11 protein-coding genes are annotated in these 15,446 nt (G+C 68.5%); 2 read left to right on the top strand and 9 right to left on the bottom strand.

Going from position 1 to position 15,446, the window contains the following annotated elements:
• Positions 1–702 precede the first annotated feature (702 nt).
• From gcvH to nudE, 6 genes are all read right to left on the bottom strand, one after another.
• Entirely contained in the window at positions 703–1,098 is a 396-nt protein-coding gene (gcvH, locus tag QE395_RS04755; protein ID WP_068853708.1) for a glycine cleavage system protein GcvH, read from the bottom strand.
• A gap of 61 nt (positions 1,099–1,159) precedes the next feature.
• Entirely contained in the window at positions 1,160–2,272 is a 1,113-nt protein-coding gene (gene gcvT, locus QE395_RS04750) for a glycine cleavage system aminomethyltransferase GcvT (protein WP_068853709.1), read from the bottom strand.
• 91 nt (positions 2,273–2,363) lie between these two features.
• Positions 2,364–2,687 carry a YnfA family protein gene (locus QE395_RS04745; RefSeq protein ID WP_068853710.1) on the bottom strand — a complete coding sequence of 108 codons (324 nt, stop codon included), beginning with the start codon at positions 2,685–2,687 and terminating at the stop codon, positions 2,364–2,366.
• The gene (mazG, locus tag QE395_RS04740) at positions 2,684–3,496 is read right to left on the bottom strand and encodes a nucleoside triphosphate pyrophosphohydrolase (protein WP_306987706.1); all 813 of its coding nucleotides are present in this window, start codon (positions 3,494–3,496) and stop codon (positions 2,684–2,686) included. The genes QE395_RS04745 and mazG overlap by 4 nt, the downstream gene beginning before the upstream one ends.
• A gap of 11 nt (positions 3,497–3,507) precedes the next feature.
• A complete protein-coding gene (gene cysQ / locus QE395_RS04735; protein ID WP_095364337.1) occupies positions 3,508–4,311 on the bottom strand; it encodes a 3'(2'),5'-bisphosphate nucleotidase CysQ in 804 nt (267 codons plus the stop codon).
• The gene (gene nudE, locus QE395_RS04730; RefSeq protein ID WP_068853712.1) at positions 4,308–4,856 is read right to left on the bottom strand and encodes an ADP compounds hydrolase NudE; all 549 of its coding nucleotides are present in this window, start codon (positions 4,854–4,856) and stop codon (positions 4,308–4,310) included. Before nudE ends, cysQ begins: the two co-directional genes overlap by 4 nt.
• Positions 4,857–4,918: 62 nt before the next feature.
• On the opposite strand from nudE, the gene bioA reads away from it, so the two are divergent.
• Positions 4,919–6,310 carry an adenosylmethionine--8-amino-7-oxononanoate transaminase gene (gene bioA, locus QE395_RS04725; RefSeq protein ID WP_306987703.1) on the top strand — a complete coding sequence of 464 codons (1,392 nt, stop codon included), beginning with the start codon at positions 4,919–4,921 and terminating at the stop codon, positions 6,308–6,310.
• Entirely contained in the window at positions 6,301–7,035 is a 735-nt protein-coding gene (locus QE395_RS04720; RefSeq protein WP_306987701.1) for a 16S rRNA (uracil(1498)-N(3))-methyltransferase, read from the top strand. The genes bioA and QE395_RS04720 overlap by 10 nt, the downstream gene beginning before the upstream one ends.
• A 57-nt stretch (positions 7,036–7,092) precedes the next feature.
• Here QE395_RS04720 and QE395_RS04715 read toward each other — a convergent pair whose 3' ends face one another.
• From QE395_RS04715 to QE395_RS04705, 3 genes are read right to left on the bottom strand one after another with little or no spacing between them, the layout of a single operon-like run.
• Positions 7,093–7,563 (bottom strand): chemotaxis protein CheW, encoded by a 471-nt coding sequence (locus QE395_RS04715; protein ID WP_068853715.1) that lies wholly within the window; start codon positions 7,561–7,563, stop codon positions 7,093–7,095.
• Positions 7,564–7,597: 34 nt separating this feature from the next.
• The gene (locus tag QE395_RS04710; protein ID WP_306987698.1) at positions 7,598–8,941 is read right to left on the bottom strand and encodes a chemotaxis protein CheB; all 1,344 of its coding nucleotides are present in this window, start codon (positions 8,939–8,941) and stop codon (positions 7,598–7,600) included.
• Positions 8,907–15,389 carry an Hpt domain-containing protein gene (locus tag QE395_RS04705; protein ID WP_306987696.1) on the bottom strand — a complete coding sequence of 2,161 codons (6,483 nt, stop codon included), beginning with the start codon at positions 15,387–15,389 and terminating at the stop codon, positions 8,907–8,909. The genes QE395_RS04710 and QE395_RS04705 overlap by 35 nt, the downstream gene beginning before the upstream one ends.
• Between the last annotated feature and the right edge of the window lie 57 nt (positions 15,390–15,446).

Raw genomic sequence — 15,446 nt, 5'->3', positions numbered from 1 at the left:
AGGTATCGAATGCGGGGTGCCCTTGCATTTCACCGGAGGTAGCGAAGCCGACTCCACCGTCTTGGGACGCGCGGCGGATGTTCTGGTTGTGCTTCGCGACTGGATGTCGATTCGGCTCACTCGTTTGGCAGGCAAGGTCTGCTGGGCGAAACCTAATCACGCTTTTTTTCACTGTCAACAACCCCCGCGAAAAAATTTCACATGGATGCCCTCCGGCGCACCTCGCCTGGACCCTCCGCAAGCGCTCGGCGACACCCCTTCGACGGTCGTTGTTTGCGTGCACGCATCCATCCGAGCGGCGATGCGTAGAAAGAAAAACACTTAAAAGAAGCACTTTCGCAAACTGCACTGCAGATGCACCCGCGCTGCAGCCCGCAACCGGCGATTGCGCTGACGGCATCGCAACGGCTTCCCGCACGGGAACAAAACAGGGGCAAAAACTTTTCACATCCGCGAACGCTTTTTGCGTCCGGTTTTGCAGAACTGCGCAAACTTTTGGGCGGTGGTGGACGTCAGGTTCGTGCCGGTTGCGCGCATCCATGACCCGCGCGATGGGGGTCGATGCACGTCGATGCGACCATCGACGGCGTCGCCATCCGTCACGCACGGATAACGCAATGGACGTCGGCAACCGGACGATGGCGCGCGCAGGCAAAAAAAAAACGGCCGCACAGGGCGGCCGTCTTTCCAGGCAGGCGAGGATCAGTTGTCCTCTTCCTCGAGCAGTTCGGCGTAGTCGTCCGGGTCCAGCAGGTCGTTGACCTCCTCCTTGTTGGACAGCTCGATCACGCAGAGCCAGCCGTCGCCGTAGGCGTCTTCGTTGATGGTTTCCGGCTTGTCGGCCAGCGCCGAATTGACCTCGACCACCGTGCCGGAGACCGGGCTGTACACGTCGGAAGCCGCCTTGACCGACTCGACCACCGCGATCGCCTCGCCCGATTTTGCTTCGGCGCCAACTTCGGGCAGCTCGACGTAGACCAGGTCGCCAAGCAGGCCTTGGGCGTGGTCGGAAATGCCGATGGTGACGCGGCCGTTGCCTTCAACGCGCGCCCATTCGTGGGACTTGAGGAATTTGAGGTCGCCGGGGATCTCGCTCATGGGACTGCTCCGAAGAATTTCAGGGGGTCAAAAAACGGGGGTAGTGTAAAACAACCGGTGCTCAGCTTTCGCCCAGCACGCCGGGCTGTGCCTGGCCTTCGCGCACGAACGGGAACTTCACCACGCGCACCGGCACCTGCCGGCCGCGGATGTCCACGTGCACCTGGCCGAGCTCGCCACCCGGCACGCGGGCGAAGGCGATGCCCTTGCCCAGCGTCGGCGAGAACGTACCCGACAGGATCTCGCCGGTGCCGCCGGCGGTGGTCACCGCCTGGCCATGGCGCAGCACGCCCTTCTCGTCCATCACCAGGCCGATCATCTGGCGCGCGTCGCCGGCGGCCTTCTGCGCCTCCAGCACGTCGCGGCCGATGAAGTCGCGGCCTTCGTCCAGCGCCACCGTCCAGGCCAGTGCCGCTTCCAGCGGGCTGATCGCTTCGTCCATGTCCTGGCCATACAGGTTCATGCCCGCTTCCAGGCGCAGCGTGTCACGCGCGCCGAGGCCGGCCGGGCGCACGCCGGCGGCCGCCAGTGCATTCCAGAAGGCGATGACCTGGTCCTGGGCCACCAGGATTTCGAAGCCATCCTCACCGGTGTAACCGGTGCGGGCAACGAACAACGGTGCGCCGCTGGCAGCGGTGACGTCCACGGCGGCGAAGCGGCCCAGCTTCTGCAGCGCGGCGCGGTCGGCCTCGGCCACCAGGCCGGTGACGCGCTCGCGTGCGGTCGGCCCCTGCACGGCGATGATCGCCAGGTCTTCGCGCTCGGTCACCTGCACATCGAAGGCGGCGGCCTGCTCGCGGATCCAGGCCAGGTCCTTCTCACGGGTGGAGGCGTTGACCACCATGCGGAAGAAGTCGTCGGCCAGGTAATAGACGATCAGGTCGTCGATCACCCCGCCCTGCGCATTGAGCATGCACGAGTACAGTGCCTTGCCCGGTACCTTCAGTTTGTCCACCGAGTTGGCCAGCAGGCGGCGCAGGAACGGGCGCACCTGCGCGCCGCGCAGGTCGACCACGGTCATGTGGCTCACATCGAACATGCCCGCATCGGCGCGGACCAGGTGGTGCTCGTCCAGCTGCGAACCATAGTGGATGGGCATGTCCCAACCGCCGAAATCGACCATCTTGGCGCCGAGCGCGCGGTGGGTATCGTTGAGTAGCGTCTTCTGGGTCATGACCACAATCCGGGGGATGAAAAATGCAGGTCGTCATTATCCCAGAACCGCTCCGTCAACGCCTGCGGCGGTGCGCCACGGTCAGCCCCGCCTAGCCCGCGCGCGGTGCGAACATGATCACCGCCATGCCGGCCAGGCACAGCGCCACGCCCAGCAGGTCCCAGCGGCCGGGGCGGATGCCATCCACCACCCACAGCCACGCCAGCGCGGTGCCGATGTATACCCCGCCGTACGCAGCGTAGACGCGCCCGCTGGCGGCCGGGTGCAGGGTCAGCAGCCAGGCGAACAGGGCCAGGCTGGCGGCGGCCGGCAGCAGCAGCCAGGCGCTGCCATCGCGGCGCAGCCACAACCACGGCAGGTAGCAGCCGACAATCTCGGCCACGGCGGTCAGCACGAACAGCAGCAAGGTTTTCACGGCTTGGCTTCGGCGGCCTTGGCCTGTTCCCACAGGCGCTCCTGCGCCTCCAGGTCCAACCCGGCCATCGATGCGCCCGCAGCCGCCGCCTGCGCTTCCATGGCGCGGAAGCGCCGTTCGAACTTGTGGTTGGCGTGGCGCAGCGCGGCACCGACGTCGACCTTGGCGTGCCGCGCCAGGTTGGCGCAGACGAACAGCAGGTCGCCCAGCTCTTCTTCCAGCCGCGCCTGGTTGTCCTGTACCGGACCGCGCGCGAATTCCGCCGCTACCTCGTCCAGTTCCTCACGCACCTTGTCCAGCACCGGCGCCGGGCCCGGCCAGTCGAAGCCCACCCGCGCCGCACGCGCCTGCAGCTTCACCGCCCGCTGCCACTCGGGCAGCCCGCGCGAGATGCCGGCCAGCGCGGACGTGTCGGCGTCGCCCTTGGCGGCGCGCTCGGCGCGCTTGATCGATTCCCAGTTGCTGTTGACGTCTTCAGCCCCATCGACCTGCACCTGCGCGAACACGTGCGGGTGGCGGCGCTGCATCTTGTCGCTGATCGCGCGGGCGACATCGGCAAAGCCGAACGCGCCCTGCTCGCTGGCCATCTGCGCATGGAACACCACCTGCAGCAGCAGGTCGCCCAGTTCGTCGCAGAGGTCGTCCAGGTCGCCACGGTCGATCGCGTCGGCGACCTCGTAGGCTTCTTCGATGGTGTACGGGGCAATGCTGGCGAAATCCTGCTGCAGGTCCCACGGGCAACCCCGCAGCGGATCGCGCAGGCGCGCCATGATGCCCAGCAGGCGTTCCAGTTCGGCGGGTGCGGACATCGGTGCTCCGGTCAGGCGGGAATCCAGGTACGCCACGGCAGGCGGGTGTCGCCCAGCGCGATGAAATCGCCGTTCAACAGCGTTTCGCGGCGGTTGTAGCGGAATGGTTTGCCGGTGGCGGCCGACAGCACCGCGCCGCCTGCGGCATGCAGCACGCACTGGCCGGCGGCGGTATCCCACTCGGCGGTCGGGCCCAGCCGCGGGTACACATCGAGCGTACCTTCCGCCAGCCGGCAGAATTTCAGCGACGAGCCCTGTGCGACGACCTCGATCTCCCCCATGCGATCCAGCAGTGCCTGGGTTTCCGGGCTGCGGTGCGAGCGGCTGGCGGCCACCTGCAGCGGCGGCATCGCCGGGGTGCGGGTGCGCAGCACCGAGTCATGCATGCCGTCACGGCGATAGGCCAGCTCGCCGCGCATGGCGTGCCAGGCCACCCCGCTGACCGGCGCCAGCACCACGCCGAACGCCGGCGCGCCCTGGTAGATCAGGGCGATGTTGACGCTGAATTCGTCGTTGCGCTTCACGAACTCACGGGTGCCATCGAGCGGGTCCACCAGCCAGTAGGCGCCCCAATGCCGGCGCACCTCCCACGGCACCTGCGCCGATTCCTCGGACAGGATCGGCAGGTCCGGGGTCAGCTGGCCCAGCCCGCGCAGGATCACTTGGTTGGCAGCCAGGTCGGCGGCGGTGACCGGGCTGCGGTCGGACTTTATCTCCACGTCGAACGGCGTGGCATACACCGCCATGATGGCGGCGGCGGCGTCCTGGGCAATGGCAATCACCGTTTCGCGCAGATCGGTGGTGAGTTTGATCATTCCCCGCGTTCCAGCCACTGGCGGGCAATGAACAACGCCGCCAGCGAACGCCCTTCGGAAAAGTCCTCGCGCAGCATCAGCCGGTCGAGCTCGGCGATTTTCCACGGCACCACTTCCAGCTCTTCGGGCTCATCGCCAACCAAGCGCTCGGGGTAGAGGTCGCGGGCCACCACCAGGTGCGACAGGTGGCTCATGTAGGTCGGGGCCAGGGTCATGGCGCGCAGCACGTCCAGGCGGCGCGCGCCGTAACCGGCTTCTTCCTTCAGCTCGCGGTCGGCGGCCTGTTCGGGGGTTTCGCCGGCATCGATGCGGCCCTTCACCAGCCCCAGTTCGTAGCGGTGCACGCCGGCCGCGTATTCACGCACCAGCAGCACGGTCTGGTCATCCAGCATCGGCACCACCACCACCGCACCGTGGCCACGGCTGACCAGGCGCTCGAAGCGGCGGCGTTCGCCGTTGGAGAACTCCAGGTCCAGGTGCTGCCGCTGGAACGGGCCGCTTTCCTCGTCCGTGATCTGGTGGATGGTGGGCAGCGGACGGGTCATGCGAACTGGCTCTTTGAGATCGATAGAATGCAGGCAGGTGAAAACGTGGCCATGAGCTCGAAATGCTAGCAGACCCAGCCCCCCTTACGTTGGCCGACCGGTGGCGGCAACGCGACCTGGCCGTGCTGTGGCACCCGTGCACGCAGATGCGTGAGCACCCGGACACCTTGCCGCTGGTGCCGATTGCGCGCGGTGAAGGCCCGTGGCTGGTCGATCACGACGGCCACCGCTACCTGGATGCGGTGAGCAGCTGGTGGACCAACCTGTTCGGCCATGCCGAGCCGCGCATCGGCGCGGCCCTCGCCCGCCAGGCCACCCAGCTGGAGCAGGTGATGCTCGCCGGCTTCAGCCACGAACCGGCGGTGGAACTGGCCGAACGGTTGCTGGCGATCGCACCGCGCCAGGCCGGGCGCGCGCCGTTGTCCAAGGTGTTCTACGCCGACAACGGCTCGGCCGGGGTCGAGGTCGCGTTGAAGATGGCGTTCCATTACTTCCGCAACCGCGGTGAGGAGCACCGGACCCGCTTCGTAGCGCTGGAGAACGGCTACCACGGTGAAACCCTGGGCGCGCTGTCGGTCGGGGATATTCCGTTGTACCGCCGCGTGTACGCGCCGCTGCTGACCGAGGCACTGTTCGCGCCCTCGCCGGACGCCTACCTGGCCGAACCCGGGCAGAGCGCTGCTGAGCGCGCCCATGAGGCGGCTGATCGCCTCGCCGACCTGTTCGACCAGCACCCGGGCGAGATCTGCGCGGTGATCCTGGAGCCGCGCCTGCAGTGTGCTGGCGGCATGCGCATGCACGACCCGGTCTATCTGAAGCGGGCGCGCGAACTGTGCGATGCCAATGGCGCGTTCCTGATCGCCGATGAGATCGCCACCGGCTTTGGCCGCACCGGCACCCTGTTCGCCTGCGAACAGGCCGGGGTGATGCCCGACCTGCTGTGCCTGTCCAAGGGCCTGACCGGCGGCTTCCTGCCGCTGGCGGCGGTGCTGGCTACCCAGGCACTGTACGACGCGTTCCTGGACGACAGCCGCGAGCGTGCCTTCCTGCATTCGCACAGCTACACGGGCAACCCGCTGGCCTGCGCGGCCGCGCTGGCCACGCTGGACATCTTCGCCAGCGAGGATGTGATCGCGCGCAACCGCAGCACCGCCGAGGTCATGCGCACCCTGGCCGCGCCCTTCACCGACCACGCCCATGTGGCCGATGTGCGCCAGGCCGGCATGGTGGTCGCGTTCGAGCTGACCCGCAACGGCGACAAGCGCACGCCCTTCCCCGCCGCCGCGCGGGTGGGACTGCATGCCTACAACGCCGCGTTGCGGCGCGGCGTGGTGCTGCGCCCGCTGGGCAACGTGCTGTACTGGATGCCTCCCTACTGCGTGGAGGACGAACACCTGGACCTGCTGGCCCAGACCACCTTGGCTGCGATCGAGGAAGCTGTTGCATGCGCGTGACCCGTTCTTATGTGGATGCTCCGCTGGCCGTGGGCCAGACCCTGTCGCTGCCCGAAGAGGTGGCCAATCATCTTGTCCGTGTGATGCGTCTGCGCGAGGGCGAAGGCTGCGTGCTGTTCAATGGCGATGGCCACGACTACAGCGCCACGCTGGTGGAATCGGGCAAGCGCGACGCCCGCGTGCGGATCGAGGCCGCGCAGGCGCTGGACAACGAATCCACGCTGTCGATCACCCTGCTGCAGGGCATCGCGCGCGGCGAGAAGATGGACCTGATCCTGCAGAAGGCCACCGAACTGGGGGTGCAGGCGATCGTGCCGGTCAATGCCGAGCGCACCGAAGTCAAGCTGGACGCGGCGCGGGCGGAAAAGCGCCTGGCGCACTGGCGCAGCGTGGTGGTGTCGGCCTGTGGGCAGTCCGGGCGCGCCCGGGTGCCGGAGGTAGCCGCGCCGCTGGGCGTGCAGGAGGCGGCCAAGGGAATGCCTGCCGAAGCGCTCAAGCTGACGCTGGACCCGCTGGGCGAGCACCGCTTGTCGACGCTGGAGGCCGCGCCCGGTGGGGTGGTGATTGCGATCGGGCCGGAGGGCGGCTGGTCGCCGCGCGATCGGCAGGCGCTGGCGGCAGCCGGGTTCCAGGGATTGCAGCTGGGGCCGCGGATCCTGCGCACCGAAACCGCCGGGCTGGCCGCGATCGCGGCCTTGCAGGCGCGGTTGGGAGATCTGGGCTGACGCGTCGTCACGACCAACGGTCGTGAGCTACCGCATTTCCGGGTGTCGAATCCCGGGTCAATTCACCGGAAGCGCCTCATCCAGGGCCGCTTCCAGCGCGTCAAGATCGGGCAGCAACGCGCTCTGTTCGCCCAGCAGCACGCGCATGTGCACGCCTTTCGGCAGGGTTTCTTCGGAGGCGTCGGCCAGCAGGCCGTCGCGCGGCACCGCGATCAGCTGCGGGAAGGTATGGGTCAGCAGCGCAAGGTACGGGCGATTGGGGTTGCCACCCAGCGCTTTGAGCACCACTACCTTGTTGTTGCTCACCACCGCGTCCTCGCCCTGGCCGGACAGGCGCGCGAACGACATCAGCGGCACGTCCCAGCCCTGCCAGCGGATTTCGCCGATCAGCCACGCGGGCGCGTTGTCCACCGGGGTGACCGGCACCTTGGACATCATTTCGGCCACCGTCGCATTGGGCAGCAGCACGCGCTCGCTCCCGGCCTGGATCAGTACCCCACGGATTTCGTCGTTGCTGGCGTAGCTCATGCGTCTGCTTCCTGAAAGTGATACGGCGTGGCGATTACTCGCTCACGCCCCAGCGTTCGGCGATGGCGGCGGCCAGCTGCGGCGGATCACCGGCGGCCATGCCGGCGGCAACCACCGCGTTGGCGGCGATCGGGTCGTAACAGCCTTCACCGGTCTGGCCCGCGACCCAGCCGCCGGCCACGGCCAGCGACAGCACGTCGTCCAGCAGCGCCACGTCACTGCCGCTGAGCATCACCACGGCGCTGTGCGCCGGCGGCAACGCGGCCACCTGGATGCCCTTGGCGTCAGCGGTGAAATGCAGGCCGCGGTTGTGCGCGGCCACGCCCACGTCATCGGGCAGGATGTAGGCATTGCCGGCCAGCACCGGCTGGTCGGATTCGGCCAGCACCACCGGCAACGCCGACACACGGGCCATCTGCTTGACCAGGTTGCCGTAACGGCCCCCGTCCAGGCGCATGTAGACCAGGATCGGCACCGCCAGCCCGGCCGGCAGCGCGGCCAGCAGGCGGCGCAGCGCGTCGGGGCCACCGATGCCGGCCAGCACCAGCACGGCGCCGGGTGCGGCGCCGCTGGGGTCGGCGTCAGCTTCCAGCTCGACCAGCGACAGGCGGTCGATGTCGAACGCATTGGGTTCGATTGGCGCGCTGACCGGCGCAGCTGGCGCGGCAACGGGTACCGCGCTGTCTTCATCCACCAGCGACCAGCTGCTGTGGTCGCCCAGCGGCGCGCGCGGGACAGGCGGGGCCGAGGCCGGGACCGGCGGCGGCACGCTGGCCGACGGTGCGGCGACCGGCGCCTGCATGGCGGCCAGTGCTTCCTCCAGCGAGATCGGCTCGCTGTAGCCTTCCGGCGCCTGGTACAGGCCGTCAGGCGGCACGTCGCCGGCGGCGTCGAAGGCTTCGCGCACATGGAATTCCAGCGGCGCGTCGGCATGCAGTTCGGCTGGTGTCTGCGGCAGGCCGGGCTCGGGCTGCAGCAGGCCTTCCTGCTCGGCGCCCGGCGGCAGCACGTCCTGGTGCCCGTGCAGCTTGGCCACCAGGTGGCGCGCCCAGCGCTGGGCTTCCCAGCCTTCCCGGCGCGCAGCCAGTTCGGCTTCGTCGAAGATGACCGTCAGCGACGGCGAGGCCAGCACCGGGTCGAGGCGTTCAAGCGCATCCTCGATGGCCGGTTCCAGCGCGATCAGCACCGCGCCGGCGTCTGCGCCGCCCAGGGTTTCCAGATCCACGCTGTTGGGATCCTCTTCCAGCACCACGGTCGCACCGGCTTGGGCCAGCGCTTCGCGCAGGCGCTCACGCGCCGGGCCGACCCGTGCCAGCAATGCCACCGACGGCAGCGGGTTCAGGTCATTCACGGGCACGGGCGATCCCCAGCAGGTCATACACGTTTCGCATCAGGTCCAGCTCCTGGTACGGCTTGCCCAGGTAACGCTGGACACCGATTTCAAAGGCGCGTTGACGGTGCTTGTCGCCGCTGCGCGAGGTGATCATCACGATCGGCACGCCCTTGTAGCGTGGATCGGCGCGCATGGCGGTGGCCAGTTCATAGCCATCCATGCGCGGCATTTCAATGTCCAGCAGCATCAGGTCGGGTACCCGCTCTTCCAGGCGCTCCAGCGCTTCGATACCGTCGCGGGCGACGGCCACTTCGAAGTTGTGGCGCTCCAGGATGCGGCCGGTGACCTTGCGCATGGTCAGCGAGTCGTCGACCACCATCACCAACGGGGCCTGGCGGTCGGTTGCCTGCGCGGCCGGTGCGATCGGCTTGAGCGGGTTGGCCTGGTAACGGCGCACCAGCGGGGCGACGTCCAGGATCACCACCACGCGGCCATCGCCGGTGATGGTGGCACCGTAGATGCCCGGTACCGAGGCGATCTGCAGGCCGACCGGCTTGACCACGATTTCGCGGTTGCCCAGCACCTGGTCGATCGCCACCGCCGCACGTAGTTCACCGGCGCGCACCAGCAGCAGCGGCACCTGGTCCTGCCCTTCGGCACGGGCCTGGCCCTGGCCGACCAGCGTACCCAGGTCGTGCAGCGCGAATTCTTCGCCGCCGTAGTGGTAACCACCGTTGGCCGATTCGAAGCGCTCGCGCGAGATCCGGCCGATACCGCTGACCGAGGCGACCGGCACCGCGAAGGTGGTCTCGCCGATCTGCACGAACACCGCCTGGGTGACCGCCAGGGTCTGCGGCAGGCGCAGGGTGAAGGTGACGCCCTTGCCCGGCACCGAGTGGATGTCCACCGAGCCGCCGAGCTGGCGCACTTCGTTGTGCACCACGTCCATGCCCACGCCGCGGCCTGCCAGCTGGCTGACCTGGTCGGCGGTACTGAACCCGGGCGAGAAGATCATCGCGTCCAGCTCGGCATCGCCGAGCACGGCGTCGGCCTCGACCAGGCCGCGCTGTTCGGCGCGGCGACGGATCGCCTCGCGGTTCAGCCCAGCGCCGTCATCGGCCACTTCCAGCACGATTTCCGAGCCTTCGCGGCGCAGGCGGATGGCGATCTCGCCCTCCTCCGGCTTGCCGGCGGCGCGACGCTGCTCCGGGGTCTCCAGGCCATGGGCCACGGAGTTGCGCAGCATGTGTTCCAGCGGCGCGACCATGCGGTCGAGCACGTTGCGGTCCAGTTCGCCGTGGGTACCGTCCAGGGTGACGTGGACCTGCTTGCCGGTGTCCTGGCCGGCCTGGCGGACCACGCGGCGCAGGCGCGGCACCAGGCCGTCGAACGGCACCATGCGCGCGCGCATCAGGCCATCCTGCAGTTCCGAGCTGACCCGCGACTGCTGCTGCAGCAGGACGTCGTACTGGCGCGACAGATCGTCCAGCACGCCCTGCAGGCCGCCAAGGTCGGCTGCGGATTCGTTCAGCGCACGGCTGAGCTGCTGCAGCGTGGAGAAGCGGTCCAGTTCCAGCGGGTCGAACTTGTGGTCGACCTGTTCCTGCTCGCGCTGGTAACGGGCCACGATCTGGGCTTCGGTTTCCAGGTCCAGGCGACGCAGCTGGTCGCGCAGGCGCGCATTGGTGCGGTCCAGTTCGCCCATGGCACCGCGGAAGGCACCCAGCTGCTGTTCCAGGCGCGAACGGTAGATCGCCACTTCACCGGCGTGGTTGACCAGGCGGTCCAGCAGGTCGGCGCGCACGCGCACCTGCTCCTGCTGGGGACGCGCCAGGGTGTCTTCGTCAGTGGACGCTTCCAGCGGCACCGGTGCGGACAACGGTGCCGACGCAACCGCCGTATCGACCACCGCCGGGACCTCGACCGCGGCAGCAGGCGCGGCGGGCGCGTCTTCTGCTTCGACGCGGCCGAGCGTGCGCGCTTCGAACGCGGCGATCAGGTCGTCCGGCATGGCCACGTCGCGGTGGCGACCGGTGCGGGTCAGCATCTGGTGCAGGCGGTCGAAGCCACGCTCCAGCAGGTGGACGTCGCTTCGGTCGATATCGGTACGGTTGGCGGCGACCGCCTCCAGCAGCGATTCGATGCCGTGGCCCAGGTCGCCGATGGCGTTGATGCCGGCCATGCGTGCGCCACCCTTGAGGGTGTGCAGATCACGCTGCAGCCCGGCGATCGCTTCGCGGTCCTGGGGCGCGGCGCGCAGTTCACTGATCAGGCCATCGCAATGGTCGAGCAGGTCCTTGCCTTCCTCGACGAAGATGTCGACCAGCTCGCGGTCCAGCACGCTGAAGTCCAGCGAACCGGAGTCGTCGAGTTCCTCTTCTTCGGCGGCCGCTTCGTCCGCCGCAACGGCGGCGGACAGCGGGGCGTCTTCCAGTTCGAACAGCGGTGCCGACGGCGACGATGCTTCGGCATCGGACAGGCCTGCTTCGGCCTCGGCGAACGCATCGCGCTCGTCCAGTGCTTCGTGGCGGGCATCCAGGCCCAGCACCGGTGCGTCTTCGACAGTCGCTTCCGCATCGGGACCGTCGACGATGGTCAGGCCATCGTCCAGCGCCTGCTGCAGTTCAACCGATTCGCCGAACGCGGGGGTCGACGGGATGACGTCTTCCAGCACCGCAGCGTCTTCGTTTTCTTCGATGGCATCCAGGCTGTACCCGGCGCTGTCATCGGCGGTGACCGGTGCGTCGGCCTCCGATTCGATCGCGTCGTGCAGCGCCTCGACTTCCACGGCCTCCAGTTCGATGGCCTGGATCTCTTCGGCCTGGATCTCTTCGGCCACGATCTCTTCGGCGACGATGTCGAGCGGCTGCGACGGTTCCGCGGCAGCTGCGTCCGCAACCTCCACCGTGTCCGGCAGGGTGTGCTCGTAGAAGCGCGACAGATCGTCCGCACCCGTCAGCTCCACGGTTTCCAGGCCGTGCTCGACGATGGGGGCGTCCACGGTTTCCGGCGTGGTATCGACCGGCGCGCTGGACGGCGCGTCGAACGGGGTCACCAGCTCGGCGTTGAAGTAGGCCGAAAGATCGTCGCTGCCCGTCAGCTCATCGACCACCAGGGCATCGTCCGCCGTTTCGCCGGCGTCGACCAGCGACAGCGCGTCGGCCTCGACGATGGCCTGCTGCAGCCCGGTGTCGGTGCTGTCGTCGGCAACGGCGTAGCCATTGCGCTCATCGAACTGTGCGGAGAACGCGGCCAGCTCATGCGCGGTGACATCGTGCGCGGCCTGGGATGCATCGGCGACGGCATCCAGTTCGTCGGCGTCATCACCGTCCAGGTCCATGCCATCGTCGGCAACCAGTGCCGGCCAACGTGCTTCGGGAAGCGTTTCGGCCAGCGCCTGCAGGCGTTCGGCCAGCGCAGCCTGCGACGGAATGCGCGGGGCTTCGGCCTGCAGCGCGACCATCGTGGTACGGATCGCAACGGCGGCAGCGGCCAGTGCCTCGACGCCTTCGGTGCCCGGCACCGCATCGGCCGCCAAGGAGCGCTTGATGAAGCTCTCGGCGTTACCGGTGACAGCGGTGATTTCCGGCACGTCGGTCATCGCGAACGCACCATTCATGGTGTGCACCGCGCGCAACAGGGTATCGGTGACCGGTTGCGGCGCCGCCTGTGCTTCTTCCAGCCAGGCCTGCAGCGTGGCGTGGTGGGCCTCGACTTCGGCCTCCAGGATTTCGCGCAGCACCTCGTCGATGTTGGCCGGGGTTCCGCCGGTTTCCTCGACCGCCTCGACGGCCTCGATTTCGGCGGCTTCCTGCGCGACGTCGGCCACGACCACGTCGGTCGGCTCCACCGGCGCGGCGGCCGGAGTCGGCCGCTGCAGCGGCACATGGAAGGTTTCCTCGCCCGCGGCAACGCGGTCGGCGATACCCTGCATGGCCTGGAGGTCCGCGCTCACGCGGCTGCCATCGCGCAGCGCAGCGTTGAGCTGCGGCAGCACTTCATAGGCTTGGGTGACCATTGCCACCACCGCCGGCGATGCCGGGCGGCTGCCGTCCAGCACGCGGTTGAGCATGCCTTCGATCTTCCAGCTGAACTCGCCCAGGGTGCGCGCGCCAACCAGGCGGCCACTGCCCTTCAGGGTGTGGAACACGCGGCGGATCGGACGCAGGCGGTCCATGTTGTCCGGGGCCATGCGCCACACCGGCAGCAGGTTGCCCAGGTTGACCAGTTCCTCGTCGAACTCTTCGATGAAGACGTCGCGGATATCCTGGTCGATGTTCTCGCCATCGTCCTCGAAGCCGGCGTCGATGGTGCCCGGCTCGTCAGCGGCAACCGGCGCGTCGACCACGGCAGGCGCCTCGACAGCCGGCGCGGTGGAGAACTGCGCGGCGGCGGCATCCAGCTCGGCAAGGAAGCGCGCGGATTCGTCGTCCAGCTCGATCTTGCTGATCACGGCTTCCTGCACGCCAGCGACGGAGCCCACGCCCGTTGCTTCGATGGCAGCTTCGTCTTCGCGAGCCTCGTCCTGGCGGGCATCGATCAGGTCTTCGGCCGGTACAGCGACCGCTTCAACCGGTTCGTCTTCAACCGGCTCGGCCTGCTCCTGCAGGAACGCCGGCAGCGCCTGTACATCCAGCTCGCTGGAGTCGGTGGCCGGCGCATCGTCGATCTGCAGCGAGAGCACGTCGCCGGCATTGTGCAGCGGCTCGTCGAAGGTGAATTCGATCGGCTCGTCGCTCAGTTCCAGTGCATCGTGTTCGGCGGCGACCGGGTCGAACCCGGTGGCGATCGGTGCTGCGGTGTCGGACGGCGTCGCGTCCACGCCATCCAGGGCGATCGGTGCGATGTCGGTTGCCGGTGCGGCCTGCCACGACGTGCCGACGCTGGCCTCTTCCGCCAGCACCGGATCGAAGTGGGCGAAGGTGGGAGCGTCATCGGTACGCGCCGGTTCGCTGTGCAGCGTCCACTGCGGCGCGTCCGCAGCGACCGGGGCGGTCGACGCTTCGAACACCAGCGTCGGCGCCGGCTTGCTGGCCGGCGCGACGGGCGCGGCGGCAGCGACTTCAGGCAGCGGCTCGAAGGTGAAGTCCGGCAGCGGCGGCGAAGGAACGTCGCCCGGTGCCGGGGCGGCCGGCGTGACCGCCGTTTCCACCGGGGCCAGCACGGGGGCATCCCATCCGGTCAGCTCCACGTGTTCCGGGGCAACCGGCAGCGCTTCGGCGCTGGCATCGACCGGGGCGGCATTTTCGTCCGGCAGTGGCCAGTAACGCAGCGTTTCCAGGCTGGTGCGGGTAATGTCGAGAATGTCGTCGCGACCCTGGCGGCGTTCGCGCAGGGCTTCGAGGTAATACTCCAGGCTGGCCATGGCGTCGGCCAGGGTGTCCAGCTGGCGGCCGCTGGGTACGCGCTGGCGGCCGATCAGCTCGACCGCGATGTACTGGCGCACGCCCTGCAGGTAATCGGCCGGCGTGGACAGGTCGAGCATGCGCAGCGCGCCGGCGACCTCGCCCAGCAGGCGAGGCACTTCGTGCAGCTGCTCGTGGTTCCAGTTGGTTTCGATGAACGCGACGAAATGCTCGCGCGCGGCCGAGAAGTTGGCGATCGCCTCATGGGCAAGCACTTCAACGGTACGTCGGCCTTCGGCCGCGCTCGGATCGTCTTCACCACTGCCGCCGGCGCCGAGGTGGGCGACCTGGTCGTCCAGCGAGGCATCCACGTACAGCAGCGCACCGGCGATATCCAGCAGCAGGGTCTCATCGATCTGCTGCTGCCCGTCGACCACGCCACGCAGCGCATCGCGCTGCTGCACGACCACGCCGCGGGCCACGCCCAGGCCCATCATGCCCAGGGTGTCGGCGACCGCACCCAGTTCGTTGACCTGGGTCTGCAGCTGGGCCGGCTCGCCGCCGGTACGCAGGTGCAGGTCCAGTGCGTCCTTGATGCGCAGCAGCTCTTCCTTGACCGCATTGCCCACGGTGTCGAGCAGCTCGCGGTTGCGTCCGCTCAGGCTGCCACGTGCGTGGTCCAGTTCGGCCTCGGTGGCGCTGGCACTGTCCGGTGCGAACGCGAACAGCACGCTTTCATTGATCACCGGCGCGGCGCGCGCCAGGCGGATGTCATTCAGCAGCGGCAGCAGCACGATCGGGATGTCGCGGTGACCGTTCTGCAGGCGCTCCAGGTAATCGGGCAGCAGCACGCTGCCGCGCATCAGGGTGGCGCAGGCTTCGTCGCGGTCGGGGACTTCCCCGGCGCCGATGGCATTGGCCAGCTGTTCCATCTCCTCGGCCACCATCGCCGGGGCATACAGCTCGACCATGCGCAGGGTGCCCTGCACCTGGTGCAGGTAGCCGGCGCAGAAACGCATGCGGCTGCCATCGGCAGGGTCTTCGGCGTAGTACTCGAGCTCGTTGCGCACCTGGCGCAGGGTCTCGTCCAGCTCCGGCTTCACCCAGCCCAGGGCGGCGTGGCTCATGGCATCGCGCAGCGTGCTCATGCCAGGTCTCCCGGCAGGTGGGCGCGCATGTCGTGCTGTGCTTTATCGCGATGCATC

The sequence above is a fragment of the Stenotrophomonas sp. SORGH_AS_0282 genome (assembly GCF_030818125.1).
Taxonomy (GTDB): domain Bacteria; phylum Pseudomonadota; class Gammaproteobacteria; order Xanthomonadales; family Xanthomonadaceae; genus Stenotrophomonas; species Stenotrophomonas rhizophila_A.
This window is presented reverse-complemented; position numbering and strand designations above follow the sequence as displayed.